The organism is Lentimicrobiaceae bacterium, assembly GCA_020636745.1.
Taxonomy (GTDB): domain Bacteria; phylum Bacteroidota; class Bacteroidia; order Bacteroidales; family Lentimicrobiaceae; genus Lentimicrobium.
The window spans coordinates 361,100-380,447 of sequence record JACJXH010000004.1; the positions used below are offsets into that span (position 1 = coordinate 361,100).

The window sequence follows — 19,348 nt, forward strand, 5'->3', positions numbered from 1 at the left end:
TCAATTATCTTAATTTTGTCATGTAAATACTCTTAAACCATAGTCATGAGAAACACGCTTACCATATTCCTTCTATTGTTCAATCTCATACTGAACGCTCAGAACTGGGACACTGATTACGAAAAATCTGATTTTAAAAAGACGCCAACGTATGCCGAAACTATAGATTATTGCCAGCGCCTGGCCGATGCTTCTCCCTTAGCCAGCATGGTCAACCTGGGCTTAAGTCCCCAGGGAAATGCAATTCCCATGATGATAATTGACCGCGATGGATTAAAAACTCCAGAAGCCATAAGAGCCAAAGGACGCATTGTTGTGTTGGTACAGGCATGCATTCACCCTGGCGAACCCGAGGGAAAAGACGCCATGCTACTGCTAATAAGAGACTTAATCATCCACCGCAAGCAAAAAGAGTTGCTTGAAAAAGCAAGCATCCTTTTTATTCCAATTTTTAATGTGGACGGGCACGAGAGATTTGGCCCCTATAACCGAATAAACCAAAACGGGCCCGAAGAAATGGGCTGGCGCACCAATGCCCTGAATCTTAACCTGAACCGCGACTTTCTGAAAGCCGAATCGCCCGAAATGCAGCACTGGCTTAAAATGTACACACAATGGCTTCCCGAATTCTTTATCGACATACACACTTCAGATGGGGCCGATTACCAATACCCTCTTACTTACAGCATTGAAATTTCAGGCAATCTTGATTCAGGCTTAACCCGCTGGCTCAACAATATATATGAACCCCGTATTACAGGCAAGATGAAAGAGGCTGGATACCCGATATTTCCTTATGTCCAGTTCAGAAAATGGCATGACCCCAGAAGCGGACTTCGCACAGGACCTGCCCCATCAATGATTTCGCAAGGTTACGCTGCCGTGCAGAATCGCCCTGCACTGCTGATTGAAACCCATATGCTTAAAAACTATAAAACACGCGTTGATGCTACATACCAAATGTTAACGCATTCACTGTTCATTTTAAACCATCAGGCCGAAACATTGAAAACCCTGATTGACATGGCCGACAAATCAACTGCATCGCCAAACTTCAGAACACAAAAATACCCCTTGTGCATCAAAACCAGCCAAACAGACAGCACAATGGTACAGTTTGAAGGCTTCGAATACAAAAATGTAAAGAGCGACCTCACCGGAGGCGACTGGTTTATATATGACAACACCAGGCCAGTAACCATGACTCTACCGTTTTTCAACAAAACATACGTTGAAACTGAAACTCAACTTCCTGAAGCATACCTTATTCCTGCTGAATGGGCTTCTTTAGCCGGAAAACTTAAACTTCACGGCATCAAAATGAATCAGTTAACCGAATCTGCCGAATTAAATATCAACTCATATAAATTTCACGACTGTTCTTTCAGCCCCGAACCAAACGAAGGTCACCAGAAAGTCAATGCAAAATATGACGAAATTGTTGAAACACGCAAATTCCCTAAAGGCTCTTTCGTAATACTTACCAATCAACGAACAGCTAAAGTAATAGCTGCAGCACTTGAGCCGGCGTCACCTGGCTCATTTTTCGAGTGGGGTTATTTCAACACGATTCTTGAACAAAAAGAATACAGCGAAACCTATGTTATGGAAACCATGGCGCGTGAAATGCTAAACACAGATGCCAACCTCAAAAAAGAGTTTGAAACCAGAATGAAAGACCCCGATTTTGCAGGCAGCCAATGGAATATTCTTAACTGGTTTTACAGCAAAACACCTTACTGGGACAACAAATTCAACATTTACCCTGTAGGCAGGGTTTTCGAAAAAGCTTCTGTCACTTACCTGAAAAATATTTCGGTTCCTGTTGAATAATCAGTCATCTGCTGTTTTCATATTTTAAAATGAAATTTCAAAGACACTGACAGCGTCTGTTAAGCAGTACGCTATACGAAATATTTAAGTCAACTACTTTTTGCTGGCCTGTATTTTCATGCCCGGCAATTCTTTATCTTTATGCAGTAATTGTCATACCACACAAGCTCACAAGCAATTACAAAAATTGCTATTACTTGCCTTAATACAAGCCCAAACAAAGTTGAAAAATTTTAACTGGCAGCTTGCAAAAATTGAAAACATCATTTACTTTTACGCCTTTGCACTTAGTGTCGCAATTACACAAACATAGTGTAATTATGACACAACTCTTCAGCCAAAAATCACGTTGATGAGGAAGGGTGATTTTATAAGATTGATTGCAACAAACAACATGCAATAGATTTAAAAAACAGCCTTGGCAAATACACTGAGAGTTACAGAAAATTCATAAATTTGATATTACGGCTAAAACAGCAAAACGATAAAATATCCCTAAATCAACAGACTTAACCCCAAAAAGCAACCAAATGGACAAACAGGACAACAGTTTTAAAGTAGGAATGTCGGTTATCGGCTCCATATTTTTCATCTTTGGCTTTGCCACAACCTTTATTATCACACTGAGTGCTAAAGTAAAAGACATCTTCGCCCTCAGCGAATTTGAAGCTCAGATGTTGAATTTTGCATTTTTCATCACCTACGCTCTAATCTCAATCCCCATTGGGCTTTACATTAAAAAAATCGGCTATAAAAGGGCTTTGGTAATTGGCTTATTACTTATGGCTGCTGGAGGTTTTCTGTTCTTCCCTTCATCCAGTATCCCATCATTCCCCTTATTTTTAGTTTCTACCTTTATTCTTGCTGCAGGTGTAGTATTTCTGCAAACAGCAGCCAACCCTTATGTAACAGCTTTAGGGCCTGCAGATACCGCTTCAAGCCGTCTGAATCTGACTCAAGCCTTAAACTCTATTGCAACCATGCTGGCACCATGGATTATTGCTGTATTTATTTTTAAAAGTGTAGGAGAACTTTTACCGGTTGAGAAAGCACAAACTGTACAATTGCCCTTCATCATCATGAGCGTTTTGATTGTGATTATTGCTGTCATGATCATGTTTATTAAGTTACCTGAAATATCACAACAATCCACAGAGAAGAAAAGTGTATGGAAATACCCCCATGTTTTACTGGGCGCACTTGCTATATTCTTTTATGTTGGCGCTGAAGTGGGTAATGGCGGAATGATTATCAATTATCTTAAATCAACCAATGGAATGGATCCGGAAACTGCTTCAAAGTATGCAGCCATCTATTGGGGAGGAGCCATGGTTGGCCGTTTCTTTGGCTCATTCATGTTCTCCGGAATTAGCATGTCCAAAAAAATCACCTATGCTCTTCCTGTTTTGCTGCTAGCATTCGTTTCAGGCTCTTTTGTAACCGACTGGAGCTGGAGTATTGGCGGAATTTTCCTTGGCATTGCAGTGATTAATTTTCTAATCATGCAAATTGGCACAGGTAAAGCTGCCCGTACACTGGCTGTTTTTGCCCTGGTTGCTGCCGCACTTGACCTCATTACAAGCTTTGGAACAGGAACAATAGCATTATGGACACTTGTTTCCATCGGTTTATTCAATTCAATTATGTTCCCGAACATCTTTACGCTTGCCGTTAAAGACCTTGACAACGGAGAGCTCAGCACTGCATCAGGCATTATCAACACCCTTATTTTTGGTGGCGCCATCATTCCTCCAATCATGGGCGGTGTTGCCGACAGCTTTGGCTACACCTGGGCCTTTATTGTTCCTGCACTTTGTTACCTCTACATCTTCTTCTATGCTGTTAAAGGAAGTCAGATAAGAAGGTAATACCTTCATCGATTTTCAATTCACAAGTTGATTTACACAAAATGAATCAAAACCGGAAACATATTTTTCTCGCAGTTATTCTTTTCTTTGGTCTGGCCATGAATGGTGGTTTACATGGCCAGACCTACCTTTATTTTCAGGACAGCCCTTCATCTGACTACTACGACTTTAGTTGGATGGAGTTAACGGCTCCAAGCGAACTTGAACGCAAAGGTGATGACCTGAGAAAATTTCCGGTAGAGAGCAGTACTCCTGCAATGCAGGGAACTAACAGCCTCCGGTTAAAATGGCGCTCAGTTATTGGTGGTGACTGGGTTGCCATTGCGGCAGGCGAAAGCTGGGAGGCACATAACCTCCTGCAAACCGACACCTTGTCCTTCTGGCTGCGTTCAGTTGAAGGCTTAAGTGCAACCAATTTGCCTAAAATCTTTTTGGAAGACATTCATAATGTCAAAACCACCAAACACAACTTTTCAACCTGGAGTCCTTCCTCTTTAGCCGCCGGCAACTGGGTTAGAATAGCAATCCCCATGTCTCAGTTCCTCAATGCGGGAGATCCGGTTGATTTCTCAGTAATAAAAACCATCGGCTTTGCACAAAACACCACCGACAACTTTCAACACACTTTGTTTGTGGATGATATGCGTGTATTTAAAGGCAATGGAACCTCACCACCTGCTTCTCAGCCAACCGGGCTTACGGCTAAAGGCTACGACAGCCACATGGAATTGAACTGGTTGCAAAATCCGGAAACTGACATCAATGGATATCAGATACAACGTTCTACTGACGGTGGGAATAATTACACCACCCTTGGTATCGTTAACAAAAATACATTGTATTATATTGACTGGGTTCGAAACCTGGGCACAGAAGTACAGGTCTCTTACCGTATTTCTGCACTCAATGCAGCCAATCAGCCGTCCATACCTTCGGTTCCGGCAACTGCCACAACCAGCATCTATTCTGATGAACAATTGCTCGACATGGTACAGGAATACACTTTCAGGTATTTTTATGACTACGCCCACCCTGCTTCCGGAATGGCCCGGGAAAGAATGGGCTCTGGCGATGTCGTTACTTCCGGCGGATCGGGTTTTGGCATCATGGCATTGATCACAGGAATAGAACGGGGTTTTATAACAAGACAGGCAGGCATAACCCGCATGCAAAAAATCCTGTCTTTTCTTGAAAATGCCGACCGTTTTCATGGCGTATGGCCTCACTGGATGAACGGCAACACCGGCCAGGTTATCCCTTTTAGCACAAAAGACAATGGCGGCGACCTGGTTGAAACCGGATTCCTTATTCAGGGTCTCCTGGCCGCTCGTCAGTATTTCAACCTCGAAACACCTGAAGAACAAAACATCTACAGCAGAATTACCTCACTATGGGAATCCGTTGAATGGGACTGGTACACCCGCAACAATTCAGGTGCTTTATACTGGCATTGGTCACCCAATTATGCTTGGGATATGAACATGCCAATAAGAGGATGGAATGAAGCCGCTATCATTTACATGCTCGCCATTGCCTCTCCAACACACCCGATTCCTGCCAGTTATTGGAACAATGGTTGGGCGGGCACCTCCTATTATATCAACGGACGAACATTTTATGGATATAAACTGGATGTTGGATGGGATCGCGGAGGCCCGCTGTTTTTTGCGCACTATTCATTTCTTGGATTCGACCCAAGACATAAAAAAGACAGTTTTACCAATTACTTTATTCTGAATAAAAACCACACACTTATACACAGAGCATACTGTATAGACAATCCTCTGAACTTTGCAGGATACGGATATAACTGCTGGGGATTAACCGCCAGCGACGATCCTGACGGATACATGGCACATGAACCATCGGGCAACCGCGATAATGGCACCATCACCCCTACTGCCGCACTTTCATCTATGCCTTACACCCCTGCGGAATCTATGGATGCTCTTAAACATTTTTACAGACAACTGGGCCAACACACCTGGGGGTATTACGGATTTTACGACGCGTTCAACCAAAGCCGAAACTGGTGGGCCACTTCTTACCTTGCCATCGATCAGGGCCCCATTATCGTTATGATTGAAAATCAAAGATCTCAGCTAATCTGGAACAACTTTATGGCCAATCCTGAAATAAATCCAATGCTGGAGGCCATAGGGTTTACCTACGACCCCAACAGTACACCAGAGACTGAGAATCTTTCGGAAGCTATCTTATATCCTAACCCTGCATCGGGCAATGGAACCAACCTCGTGCTCGACCTTAAAAAAACAGGCACTGTCAAGTTCAGCATTTTCGATATTGCCGGACGTTTGGTTTCTGAAATCCAATTCAATGCAACTTCCGCAGGACTAACAACCATACCTATTGAAACAACAACTCTTAAACCTGGTATTTATACCCTGAAATTTACCAATCAAGCTGACAGGCAAGAAGCTTTACCACTTGTCATTCAATAAAAACAATTGATAAAAAAGGGCACAATCGCCTCTGGATTTTTACCCGGTATATAATCATAATTACGAAACACAAACCAAGCATAATAAACCAATACCAAACCAACAAACAATGAAAAAAGCGACACATTTACTCATCCTTCTTTTCCTGTTGGGGATTATACCTGGAGCTATGGCTCAGCAGGTTAAAGTTACAGGAAAAATCACAAGCGTCAGCACAGGCGAAACCCTTCCGGGAGTTACTGTTGTTGTAAAAGGAACTACTTCAGGTACGGCAACCGATATTGACGGGAACTATAGCCTTGAAGTACCAACCACTGCAACACTGGTTATCAGCTTTATAGGAATGGAAACGCAGGAAATTCCAGTGCAGGGGCGCTCAGTCATCAACGTTTCTATGACATCTGCTGCCAGTATGCTCGACGAAGTTGTGGTGGTTGGATACGGTTCAGCCAAACGAATGGACCTCACCGGCTCTATTGCGACTGTAAAAGCCAAAGATCTTGCATATCAGGCAGTCTCCAACCCTGCTCAGGCCCTGCAGGGGAAAGTAGCCGGAGTTCAGGTGACCAATAGCGGATCTCCGGGTAGCTCACCGGTTATCCGTATCCGCGGACTCGGCTCTGTTTCATCTAGTTCAGCTCCGCTTTATGTTGTGGACGGAGTGCTTACCAATGATATCAGCTATCTGGGAACCAACGATATTGAAAATATCACTTTTCTCAAAGATGCATCCTCTTCTGCCATTTACGGCGTAAGAGCTGCCAATGGTGTAATTCTCGTTACCACCAAACGCAGCCAAAGCCGCGAAGCCAAAATCTCGTATTCAGGATATGTTGGCTTCCAAAGCGTTGTGAATAAGTTAGACCTCACCACCGGGTCGCAGTACATTGATTTAATCAATGAAAAAAACCTGTATCAGGCCCAGGCTTCAGGCAATGGTGAAACTTTTGTACCCGAAGATCCTGCCAATTACCCTGATGCCACCGATTGGTATGACGAAGTGCTCCGGTCAAAAGCCTTCACACAAAGTCACGACATCAGCGTGATGGGTGGTTCGGCAAAAAGCACCTATACATTTGGAGCTGCATGGTTTCAACAGGAAGGACTCGTCAAAGGCCACGATTACGATCGCATCAACCTGAGAGCCTCCCTCGAATCTGAAGTTAAGAAAAATCTGAAAGTTGGTTATTCAGCTAACTTAAGCAGTTATAAATTTAAAGATGTGCCAGGCGTATTCAACAATGCATACGTGGCTCCTCCTGTATTCCCGGCAAAAATTAACGACACTACTTTCAGTCCGCTTGGACTGGGTAACTTTGCCAACCCTGCTGCTCAACTCGAGTACTTTAACAGCCGATCCAATGGCATCAGATTTATCGGAAGTGCTTTTGCTGAACTCATGATCATCAAAGACCTCAAGCTGAAATCATCATATGGCATGGACTATGGCTCAAACCGCAACAGGAGCTATTCACCCGCATATGTTGTTTCTACCACTCAGTTTGACACTCTAAGAACCTTAAGCCGCTCAATGGGATACTCTGTTGATGGCTATTTTGACAACACGTTAACTTATGACAAAACTTTTGGCAAACATAAATTAACTGCTATGGCCGGAATGTCAGCTCAGGAATACAGATACCTGGGAATGAATGGCAGCAGGCAGGGTGTTGAAGACTTCGGTGAACACTCATTGTACCTCGGACTTGGCGACCAAACCACGTCATCTGTCAGCGATGGAGGTTCAAAAGTAACTTCACTCTCCTACTTCGGCCGGGCAACTTATAACTTTATGGATAAATACCTGTTTACAGGAACTTTACGTTACGACGGAAGCTCTGTTTTCCCTAAAGATGAACGTTATGATATATTCCCGTCTGTTGGCTTCGGTTGGGTTATTTCCAACGAAGACTTTATGAAGAACCAGGATATTTTTGATTTTCTCAAATTCAGGGCCAGCTATGGCATAACCGGAAACAACAGAGTTCCTGCCAATATTTACACTTTAACCATTCAAAAAGGGGGAACTCTTTCTACTGCCTTTGGTGAAGGTGGCAATATTGTAATTGCTGAAGGGGCTAATCTGACCAGCGCCGTGCCTCCAACCCTCAAATGGGAAAAAGTAAAAGAATACGATTTGGCTTTTGAAGGACTTGCAGTTGATAATAAACTTTCATTCGAACTTGATTATTATCACCGTACTACTGTGGATGGAATTTTCCCTACCACACTTTCAGCTACAGCCGGAACTTCAGGCAGTTACCTGCAGAATAATGGCGACTTCCTCAATAGTGGTATCGAAATCACCCTTGGCTGGACCAACGAAATCGGCGACCTTAAGTACTCGGTAAACGCCAATTACACGTATAACAAAAACGAAGTTAAAGATCTGCTCGAAGGCACACTTGGACTTTATGGCGGCAATCTGCCAGTTGGAGGCTTCTTTTCAACATATACAGTTGTCGGGCAACCTATTGGAACTTATTACGGACGTAATGTAATAGGCATTTTCCAGAACCAGGAGGAAATTGACAATTATGCTTTCGAAGGAACTCCTATTCAACCCAATGCCAAACCGGGTGATTTCAAATTTGAAGATGTTGACAACAATGGTATAATTGATGCCAAAGATCGCGTATTCCTGGGCAGTGCATTACCCACTTATATGATTGGATTCAACACCACAATTGAATACAAAGGAATTGACTTCAGCATTGATCTTTACGCACAGGGTGGCAATAAGATATACAATGCCAAACGCGCTCAAAGACTTGGCAACGAAAACTATGATCTCGATTTCTATGAAAACCGCTGGCATGGTGAAGGAACTTCAAACAGCTATCCTTCAGCTGACCTCACCGGTGAAAACATGAACCCAAATTCATGGTATATTGAAGATGGCAGTTTTATCAGAATCAGAAATATTCAGATAGGCTATACCATTCCTGTAAAAGTAGCTACAACTCTTGGAGTCAGAAGTGTGCGCTTCTATGCCAACACATCCAATCCTTTTACCTTTTTCAAATACAATGGCTTTACACCCGAAATTGCCAGTAGCTCAGCCACTTCGCAAGGCATTGATCTAAATGTCTATCCAATGTCAGCTACCTATAATTTTGGTGTTAATGTTAATTTTTAATCAGTAAAACCTACAATCATGAAAGCAAACAAATGGATATATATGCTGCTGATCTTTGCCCTATTTTCATTCAGCTCTTGCAAAGATTACCTTGAGTTCCCTCCCGAGGGCACAATCCCTGCTGAAGGTTTTTTCGAAACCCAGGAACATGCCGAACAATCTGTCAACTCCATCTATGCTCATCTGCGCGGATGGGAAATGGTTTCGTTCGCCTATATCATCATGCAGGAAGTAACCTCTGACAATTCACAGAAAGGAAGTGTTACCGGAGATGCCTCTTTTATTAATGATTATGACAATTTCACCTTCACACCCAGCCAGTTTGTTATAAAAGATTACTGGGCAGGACGTTACAGAGGCATTAATCTATGCAATCAGTCCATTACGAATATTCCGGCTATCACCATGGATGAGGGTTTAAAATCAAGGCTCATTGCTGAAGCAAAATTCCTGAGAGCGCTCATTTATTTTGATCTTGTTCGTGCCTATGGCGACATCCCAACACCTACCCAGGTGCCGGTTGGTCCTGAAATAAATTTCAGAACACCCAAAGATCAGGTTTACAGCCTTATTGAGTCTGACCTGCTCGATGCCATCAGCGTTTTGCCAGACAGCTATGACAATGCCAATAAAGGCAGGGCCACATCAGGTGCTGCAAAAGGCTTACTTTCTAAAGTTTATCTTTACATGGAAAGATACGCTGATGCCGAAAGACTGGCTGGCGAAGTCATCAGTTCAGGCAAATACGCTCTGCTTCCTGACTTTTATGATGTTTTCAGAGTACCTGCCGAAAATGGCCCGGAGTCATTATTTGAAATTCAGGCGCAACAGGTTGAAGGAAACGACGGAGTTTCATTTTGCCAGCATGCTGAAGTTCAATCGGTTCGTGGACAATGGGGCTGGGGTTTCAACATTCCGACCGACGATTTGGCTGCTGCCTTTGACGCCGCTGGTGACACAGAACGAAAAGCTGCTACCATTCTTTACAAAGGCGATGTTACTCCTGACGGTGACTTTATTATCGGAGTAAATGCATTAGAAGGCGTTTCAACACCACGTTACAACGCAAAAGCCTACTTCCCGTCCAGCCAGCAGCTTGTTGGCCCTTATGGTTCAGGCCAGAATATCAGAGTTTTAAGGTATTCTGAAATCCTTCTTATTCAGGCTGAAGCCAGAATCAGACAAGGAAACTCCAGTGGCGCAGCTGCTCCGCTCAATGAAGTTCGTTCGCGTGCCGGACTTGCAGCCATCAACTCCCCTACGCTGGACGATATTTTAAAAGAACGCCGTCTTGAGTTGGCCATGGAAGGTGACAGATTTTTTGACCTGGTTAGAACCGGACAGGCAGCATCAGTGCTGGCTTCAAAAGGTTTTACTGCTGGTAAAAACGAACTTTTCCCCATTCCTCAGGAGCTTATTGACTTATCAGAAGGAAATCTGACACAAAATCAGGGATACTAGAAATGCCTGAAGAACAATAATCAATTTACTGATTTTGACCAAAATAAAAAAGGGGTGCGTTGGCACCCCTTTTTTATTTTAATATTAAAACCCCATTCCTCCGGAATCATTTAACAACAAAAGCAGATCAACTCATCGCAAAAAACCTGCATCTACTTCGTTGCGGCATCTTCGGGCAAATCAACAACAAACTTATATCCATCATTCTGATAAAACCACAAAGCCACATCACCATATTTATATTTCGATTTGGCATCTTTCGATTGTCTCAAAAGAGATTTTGTTGTCATCATCCGGCGAATGGTCCGCTCATCGCGATTAAAACCCACACTAAAAGCCGTTGCATAAAATCTCAGCTTGTCTTCTTCCGATTTCCATTGAATATGTGCATACCTCTTATCCATCAATTTAATAAACATAACCAGATAGCGAAGTTGCCATTCCTGGGAATCAAGTCGCTTAGCTCTGTCGCCCCGGGCTTTGGCAGTATTGGTCACATTAAATTTGTATGCTGTGATTTTTTGTCGCATAGCGCTGCGTTCAACCAGTTCAGCAAAAGAAGGTTTCATTTGGAACCGGCCAATAGTATAATGCGAATATTTTCTTCCTGATTGAACGTAGAGCATTCTGGCGGCTCCGGTTTCAAGCACATCTCTTATGGCTGAGTATTTGACGAGCTCAGGAAAAACAACACCATAAGCAAAAGCCGGCTGAATTTTCACCAGTTGCAAAGTATCGGCCATCCAATTATTCTTCTTCAGAAAATCTACAGCATCAAAATACTTGTTGCCTAACTCATTTGACAAATCAATGCCATCGCCGGATATCTGGCTAAAGGCAGTGCCAGAATTAAAAGTAAAAAAAACAACCCATACAATAAAAAGAAGGCATGGTCTTGTAATTCCCACAAAAAAGTGTCGGCCCGGCTTTCTCATCATAAAATAAACACTGATTTAATCAACTATATATCAGCAATTTCACAAACACCATTTGCTGCTTGGCACACCAAACGGCCTGAACTCAATGCATCCCGAAAGATAATACTTTTAGCATCATCCCCATACCAAAAGTAAGACCGCAAAAAAGAAGCAACAAATCACTTAAAAGAGGGCCTGCCACCCCTTGAAATTTAATGTTAAAAAGTTTAAAAAACTGGTATTTTTCCAGTAATTTCCATTCTGAAAATAAACTTTCAAAAAAAAAATAAACTATATTTGTAACTAACAAACTATTACTAACCAAAACCCTTCAATTATGAGAAAAATTACTTTAATCCTAATGATGATGTTCACTTTAACAGGCTTTACGATGGCTCAAATCGTGGAAGACTTTGAATGCATCAAGATGAACATTTTCTCTGCCGGAGCCAATGGCTCATTAACAGTTGTCCCTAATCCGGATCAATCCGGAATCAATACCAGTGCTTATGTTACAAAAATGGTACGTGGTCTTGACGGCGACCCTTGGGCAGGATGGTATGCAACATTACCAGCACCAATTGACGTAACTGCCAACAAATATGTGCATGTAAAAATCTGGAAACCCCGCATCAGCCCTGTTGTTTTCAAGTATGAAGGTGCTGTAAACTCGGGAGACGTTTACTCAATGAACCCGCAAACTCAAGTAAACCAGTGGGAAGAACTCGTTTTTGACATGAGCGTTGTAACCGGCGACTATGTAAAAATCGTTCTTATCCCTGATTTTATTGATCCTGTTGGCCTTACAGAAGACATCACGCTTTATTTCGATGACTTGTATGCCAATAACGATCCGGCTGTTGGAAGTGCTCCGGTTCAGGGTATCGAAGATTATGAAACCATTCCGTTAAATTATATGCTGGGTGGCGCAGAAGATCTGAGTACCATGACTCTGATTCCAAATCCTGACAAGTCAGGCGTAAACCTGAGTGACTATGTTATTCAGTTCCACCGCGATAAAGACGGTGTTCCCTGGGGTGGATTCTGGTCAACATTGCCTACACCTGTTGATGTTACAACCAACAAATATGTTCACGTAAAAGTATGGAAACCCCGCGTTAGCCCTGTGAAATTCAAATTAGAAGGCGGCGAAGCCGGAACCCTCGAACTTGCTTCTACAAATGCTCAGGCAACCACCGGCGCATGGGAAGACTTTGTCTTTGATTTCAGCGACAAAACCGGAACATACCCAACGATTGCCTTTATGCCTGACTTTGAAGATCCTTTGACATTAACCGAGGACATTGAAATTTATTTCGACGACATCCTTATTAATGACGATCCAAACCCAATTACACCTCCGGTACAGGTTATCAATGTTGACATGTCGGAATCAGGATTGGCTGAAGGACAGCAGGTATTTATTTCCGGCGCTCTTGGTGGAATTTATGGAACATGGAATGAACCAGGCACCAACGAGAACAATGAAATGCTTGACCCTGACGGAGATAAAATCTACAGCATTTCTCTGGCTTTACCTGACGGCGTTATCGCTTTCAAATTTTTCATGGGCACAGGCTGGGGCAGTGGCGACCCTGCTCCGGGCGGAGACCGCACTTACACAGTGGCAGGAAGCTTCAACCTAACCTACAAATGGGGTGTTGACGGATTACTTGGAATTTCAAATCCTTTGATTGGTAAAGTTCAAATGTATCCGAACCCTGTTAATAACCAACTTATTGTAACAGCTACCGCTGATGTAAAAAGTGTAACCATCACTTCTATGCTTGGCCAGACTGTTGGAACCTATGCTATTTCAGAAGGCAACAACACCATCAGCACCAGCGAAATGAGCAGTGGCGTTTACTTCGTTACCTACACCGGTAAAGACGGAAGCCAGCTGACACAGAAATTGGTGAAGAACTAATTCTTTCGTGAATCATTCAATAAAAAAGCTCCCTATCCGGGAGCTTTTTTATTGAATAGCACTTTCCCTTTTACTTACACTCATTCCGCTATATCCTTGCCCGTTTTTCAAAAAAACCTATCTTTGCAAAAAAAACAAAACCATGAACAGAGGACCTGTTTCACAATTTATAGAGCACCACTACAGGCATTTTAATTCTGCAACTGTGGTAGATGCTGCCAAAGCTTACGAAACTCACCTTGCAGAAGGTGGTAAAATGATGATAACACTGGCTGGCGCCATGAGCACCGCCGAACTGGGCATCTCTCTGGCCGAAATGATCAGACAGGATAAAGTTCAGATAATCAGCTGCACAGGCGCTAACCTGGAAGAAGACATTATGAATATGGTGGCTCATTCCCACTACAAACGGGTGCCAAACTACCGCGACCTTACGCCAGAGCAGGAATACGAGTTGCTGGAGAAAGGCCTCAACCGGGTAACCGACACCTGCATTCCTGAAGAAGAAGCATTCCGCAAGATTCAGCATCATATCGAAAAAATATGGAAAGATGCCCAGGCAAAAGGCGAACGCTTTTTCCCGCATGAATACATGTATAAACTGCTTCTGAGCAAAGTCATGGAAAATGACTATGAAATTGACCCTAAGCACTCCTGGATGCTGGCCGCAGCTGAAAAAAACCTGCCTATTATTGTTCCGGGCTGGGAAGACAGCACTATGGGTAACATTTTCGCATCTTATTGCATTAAAGGCGAATTGAACCCGTCAACCATGAAAACAGGTATCGAATACATGATTTATCTCTCGGAATGGTACCGCAACAACTCATCGGGCAAAGGCGTTGGGTTTTTCCAGATTGGCGGTGGTATTGCCGGCGATTTTCCGATTTGCGTGGTACCAATGATGTATCAGGATCTTGAATGGCATGACGTTCCTTTCTGGTCATATTTCTGCCAGATTAGTGATTCAACCACTTCCTATGGCTCATATTCAGGAGCTGTTCCAAACGAAAAAATTACCTGGGGAAAACTTGACATTGACACGCCCAAATATATTATTGAAAGCGATGCTACCATTGTCGCCCCGCTGATTTTTGCCTGGCTGCTTAAATGGTAAACCATAGTACTTCACATAAAAAAAACCGCTGACTGGCGGTTTTTTTTATGCATAATGGCTAATTTTCAACTGATTGCCACACCGGCCATCTGTAAAAAAAAGTAAAAACAGTTTAATACCCGAGTATACGAAGCATCGATTTATGGGTTTGCTCTTTGGCAAACAGCTTGGTTGTGTACTCACCTTCTTCGTCAAGATCAATAATAATATGCTTGGGCGCAGGAATCAAACAATGCTGAATACCACCATAACCCCCGATAGACTCCTGATAGGCGCCGGTGTGGAATAATCCGATATACAGCGGCTCCTCATTATCAATTTTTGGAAGGAAAATGGCGTTGGCATGCGCCTCAGCATTATAGTAATCCTCACTATCACACGTTAATCCACCTAAAAACACCCTCTCATATTCCGAATCCCACTTATTAATCCCCAGCAAAATAAACCGCTGATTCAACGCCCACGTATCGGGAAGGGTTGTCATAAACGATGAATCAATCATATCCCATAACTCTCTGTCATTCTGCTGCTTTTGATTGATAATTGAATAAAGGGTGGCTCCACTTTCGCCAACCGTATAAGAACCGAATTCTGTAAAAATATGCGGTTCGCGGGTATTGTTACGATCACATATCATTTTTATCTGAGCAATAATCTCCTCGGCCATGTATTCGTAATCGTAATCAAAAGAGAGTGAATTTTTAATTGGGAAACCGCCACCTATATTCAGTGAATCAAGTTCAGGGCAAATTTGCTTTAGCTGACAATAAAGGTTTACGCATTTTGAAAGCTCATTCCAGTAATAAGCTGAGTCTTTAATCCCGGTATTGATGAAGAAATGCAGCATTTTAAGCTGAAACTTGGGATTATTTTTAATTTTCTCTTCGTAGTAAGGAATAATATCGTTGTATCTGATACCCAACCTCGACGTATAAAATTCAAATTTGGGTTCCTCCTCAGAGGCAATCCGGATTCCCAACTTACATTTTCGGGTTATATTTTTATCAAGCTGATCCAACTCAAGCTTATTATCAATAATGGGAATGGTGTTTTCAAAGCCTTCATTTATCAGATTGCTGATATTTTCAATGTATTGCGGACGTTTAAACCCGTTACAAATAATATAATTATCCTTACTTATAAGACCTTGCTCAAATAAAGTCTCTAAAAGGAATATATCAAAAGCCGATGAAGTCTCGAGGTGTACATCATTTTTCAACACTTCTTCAAGCACAAATGAAAAATGTGAACTTTTAGTACAATAACAATAGTTATAATCGCCACGATAGTCAGCCTTGGCAATGGCCACATTAAACATCTTCTTAGCCCGCTGAATCTGTTGACTTATCTTTGGAAGATAGCTGATTTTCAATGGCGTGCCATACTGTTTAATGATGTCCATTAAGGGTATATTATGAAAATAAAGTTCATTATCTTCTACCCGAAACTCATCCTGAGGAAAATCGAAAGTCTGTTCTATCAGATCAATGTACTTGTTCTTCATTCGCTTATTTTATGATTTAACTGAAAACGAATGCAAAGATAATTTAATTTTTATTTCATTCAGAATCCACATGTAAACAATCTCCGGTTTATACAAATACAACCATACTATTCAATCCACAAAACCTGCTTTTCTAACTTCCAAAAGTCAAGAAAAATTCTTTAATGCTGTTTTTCAACTATTTACAATATTTACAATGAAAATATCTTTAATTTTATCTTCATATTATAGCCTTCCGGCTTACGCGGATAAACTTATAATTCTCAATCCAGTCAAGTTACTTTACAATTATCAAATTAAATCTTCAGCATTTTTAAACCAGCTCCTTCTCTGCCAACCTAACCCAACGGCATACTTTAAATCGCACAACAGGACTTTAGGCTGAGCATAGACTTGAATTTTCTGGAGGCCAACTTTGAATAATTGTGTTATCAACAACGGATACTGACAATTTAAAACCCGGGTTAACAATGGCCGGACACCTCTACTACTCAGCCGGCATATAATAATTCAACGAAACAATTGGCAATATAAAGCACATGAACTTATCTCTTCAACTGACTCCGGCCTCAAAAAATAAGCACCTGCTCCCCCTAAACAAGGGCAGCAGGTTTAGTTGCGCTCTGACAATCAGCATCCAATATGCAGCCTTTTGCGAACGAATACAAGCAGCACACAGATGAGTTTACTCATATTTGAGCGATTCGACCGGATTGGCACGTGCAGCCTTTAAGGCTTTAAATACAATGGTGAGAAAAGAAAAAGCAACAATAATAAGGAGCGTGAGTAACATCTGAACAAATCCGATTTCAATACGATAGGCAAATTTACTCAATTGCTCCTGCAACAGATAATAGCTCAATGGCATAGCAATGGCAACAGCAATACTAACCAGAATCAGATACTCGCGCACAAGACGGAGGGCAATATCCCATGCCTGCCCGCCCAATACACGCTTGATACCTATAATACGGGTTTTTTGTTCAATCATAAGTGAAGTGAGCCCAAACAAACCAAGGCAAGAAAGAATCACCGAAATAAACGTAAAGTAAAGAAACAACGAAAATACAGTATTCTCATTTTTAAAGCGCCCCTCAATCAATTTACTCGACAACAAAGGCTGAAAAGGTTCTGCAGGCATAACAGACTTCCACTTTTGCTCAACAAAGTCCAGCACATTTTCCTGATCTGAAGCCCTGAAATACTTGATAACAACGCCTCTGAAAAGATCAGGCGCAAAAACATACGCAGCAGGCTCAATCAAACTCCGAAGAGAGTAATAATGATAATCGCGCAGAACACCCACAACCTTTGGCCGTTGAGTAGTATCAGCCCCATTCACATATTTAAAGGTTTTTCCTATTGGATTCGACCAGCCCAGTTTTCGCACGGCGGCTTCGTTCAGAATAACAGCACTGCCTATGTCTGATTGAATAAGATGACTAAAATTGCGACCATCAACAATATCAATACCCATTGCCGGAAAGAAAAGATCATCTACAAAGCCAAATCTGACAGTAAGTCGTGTATCGGCAGAATCGCCAACTATTACAGGTCCCTGACTGCCACTTACCCCGTTAATATAGGAACAACCCGCAACAGTCTGAATTAAAGGATTTTTTGAAAGCTCATCTTTGATAATACTGAGTTTTGAAACCGACTCTTTTTCTCCGAATGGCACATAAATAACATTCTCATATGAAATTCCCAGTTTTTTAGACTTCATAAACCTGACCTGTGCATTCAAAACAAGGATAGAGAAAATAAGCCCTGCAGAAATTATAAATTGGAAGATCACCAGGCCTTTGCTCAGAAAACCGGCGCCACTACCTTTCATATTCACACTACCTTTTAATACACGTGCAGGCTGGTAGTGCGACAGATAAAAGGCAGGATATGCTCCTGAAGCCAGACTTATCAATACTAAAATTGCCAGTAATCCCACATTGAAAATAGGATTTCCGATAAAGTCTATATAAAATGAGGCGCCCAGAAGTTCATTTAAAACCGGCAATGAAAGTTCAACCAGGCCAATAGCCAGTATCAGCGAAAGCAGTGTAATAATAAATGACTCGCTGATAAACTGATATATCAAGCTCATTCTGTCGGCTCCCAACACCTTGCGAATTCCAACTTCTCTGGCTCTTTTAACCGATCTGGCAATGGAAATATTAATAAAATTAACGCAGGCAATGATGAGAATTAAAATGGCAATTACAATAAAAATCAAAACCAGATTGCCATCTCCTGCAGAGGTAACATTTTGAAATTTAACATGCTGAGATTTAAGATAAACATCCTTAACAGGCTGAAGATACATTTCAAAGTTATGCCAGCCATTGCCGGTTGAGAAAATGTGTTTTTCAAGAAAATCTGCAAATCCGGCTTCGACCGGGGCCTGCGATTCAGGTTTATCCAGCTGGACATACGTAACCAATGAATTAGATCCCCAGTCCTTTAACCATGAAAAATCTTCCAGCCCATCCAGGGTTGAGGATGATACCAGAATATCGAAAAAGAAATGCGTATTCTGTGGTTGATCTTTCATAACCCCCGAAACCCTGAAACCTCGATTGCCCATTATCAGCACTTTGCCGGGTGCGTTGGCCGGAGAGCCAAAATATCTGGCAGCAGCCTTTTCTGACATCAACACAGAGCGGGGATTGGAGAGCACCGTTTCAGGGTTTCCGCTCACAAGCTCAATTTCAAAGAGACGAATAACTGAAGGGTCGGCATAATACATATCCTTCTCTCTGAAATTTTTCTCCCCAAATCTGACAATAGGAATATCAAAACCGGGAATAAACCTGACCACTCCTGTTACCTGAGGAAAATCGGCAAGCAGGCTTTCGGCAAGTGGGCCCATTGTAATGGCAACGTGCTGTTCGCCAACGCCGGGCTCATTCTGCAATTCAACCACCCTGAAAAGGCGATCAACATTTTTCAGATGTTTATCGAAGCTTAATTCATGCTGAACATAAAGCGCAATCAACACAAAAGAAGCTATTCCGACCGAGAGGCCTATGAGATTTATAAATGTATAATGTTTTTGCCTTACCAGACTACGAAAGGCAGTTGTCAGATAATTATAAATCATCACGAACCTGAATTAGAGACTAA

Annotated in this window: 10 protein-coding genes; 7 read left to right on the top strand and 3 right to left on the bottom strand. The window is 42.2% G+C overall.

Annotation, left to right across the window (positions count from 1 at the left end; genetic code table 11):
• The first annotated feature begins 45 nt into the window (after positions 1-45).
• From H6541_08775 to H6541_08795, 5 genes are all read left to right on the top strand, one after another.
• The gene (locus tag H6541_08775) at positions 46-1,833 is read left to right on the top strand and encodes a M14 family metallopeptidase (protein MCB9015872.1); all 1,788 of its coding nucleotides are present in this window, start codon (positions 46-48) and stop codon (positions 1,831-1,833) included.
• A 530-nt stretch (positions 1,834-2,363) separates the two neighbouring features.
• On the top strand, positions 2,364-3,701 hold the full coding sequence (locus H6541_08780) for a sugar MFS transporter (GenBank protein ID MCB9015873.1): 1,338 nt from the start codon (positions 2,364-2,366) through the stop codon (positions 3,699-3,701).
• A 41-nt stretch (positions 3,702-3,742) separates the two neighbouring features.
• Positions 3,743-6,163 (top strand): T9SS type A sorting domain-containing protein, encoded by a 2,421-nt coding sequence (locus tag H6541_08785; protein MCB9015874.1) that lies wholly within the window; start codon positions 3,743-3,745, stop codon positions 6,161-6,163.
• Positions 6,164-6,272: 109 nt separating this feature from the next.
• Entirely contained in the window at positions 6,273-9,302 is a 3,030-nt protein-coding gene (locus tag H6541_08790; protein MCB9015875.1) for a TonB-dependent receptor, read from the top strand.
• Between the two features lie 18 nt (positions 9,303-9,320).
• Positions 9,321-10,763 (top strand): RagB/SusD family nutrient uptake outer membrane protein, encoded by a 1,443-nt coding sequence (locus H6541_08795; protein ID MCB9015876.1) that lies wholly within the window; start codon positions 9,321-9,323, stop codon positions 10,761-10,763.
• A gap of 152 nt (positions 10,764-10,915) precedes the next feature.
• Here the strand turns inward: H6541_08795 and H6541_08800 are convergent, their stop codons facing one another.
• On the bottom strand, positions 10,916-11,701 hold the full coding sequence (locus H6541_08800) for a hypothetical protein (protein ID MCB9015877.1): 786 nt from the start codon (positions 11,699-11,701) through the stop codon (positions 10,916-10,918).
• A gap of 316 nt (positions 11,702-12,017) precedes the next feature.
• Here H6541_08800 and H6541_08805 point away from each other — a divergent pair, with 316 nt between their 5' ends.
• A complete protein-coding gene (locus H6541_08805) occupies positions 12,018-13,607 on the top strand; it encodes a T9SS type A sorting domain-containing protein (GenBank protein ID MCB9015878.1) in 1,590 nt (529 codons plus the stop codon).
• A 142-nt stretch (positions 13,608-13,749) separates the two neighbouring features.
• Positions 13,750-14,724: a deoxyhypusine synthase family protein gene (locus tag H6541_08810; GenBank protein MCB9015879.1), complete on the top strand. Its 975-nt coding sequence runs from the start codon at positions 13,750-13,752 to the stop codon at positions 14,722-14,724.
• Between the two features lie 112 nt (positions 14,725-14,836).
• On the opposite strand, the gene H6541_08815 is transcribed toward H6541_08810, so the two are convergent.
• Both H6541_08815 and H6541_08820 read right to left on the bottom strand, forming a co-directional pair.
• Entirely contained in the window at positions 14,837-16,228 is a 1,392-nt protein-coding gene (locus H6541_08815; GenBank protein MCB9015880.1) for an arginine decarboxylase, read from the bottom strand.
• Between the two features lie 685 nt (positions 16,229-16,913).
• Positions 16,914-19,328, bottom strand: coding sequence for an ABC transporter permease (locus H6541_08820; protein MCB9015881.1), 2,415 nt, complete (start codon positions 19,326-19,328; stop codon positions 16,914-16,916).
• Positions 19,329-19,348 lie beyond the last annotated feature (20 nt).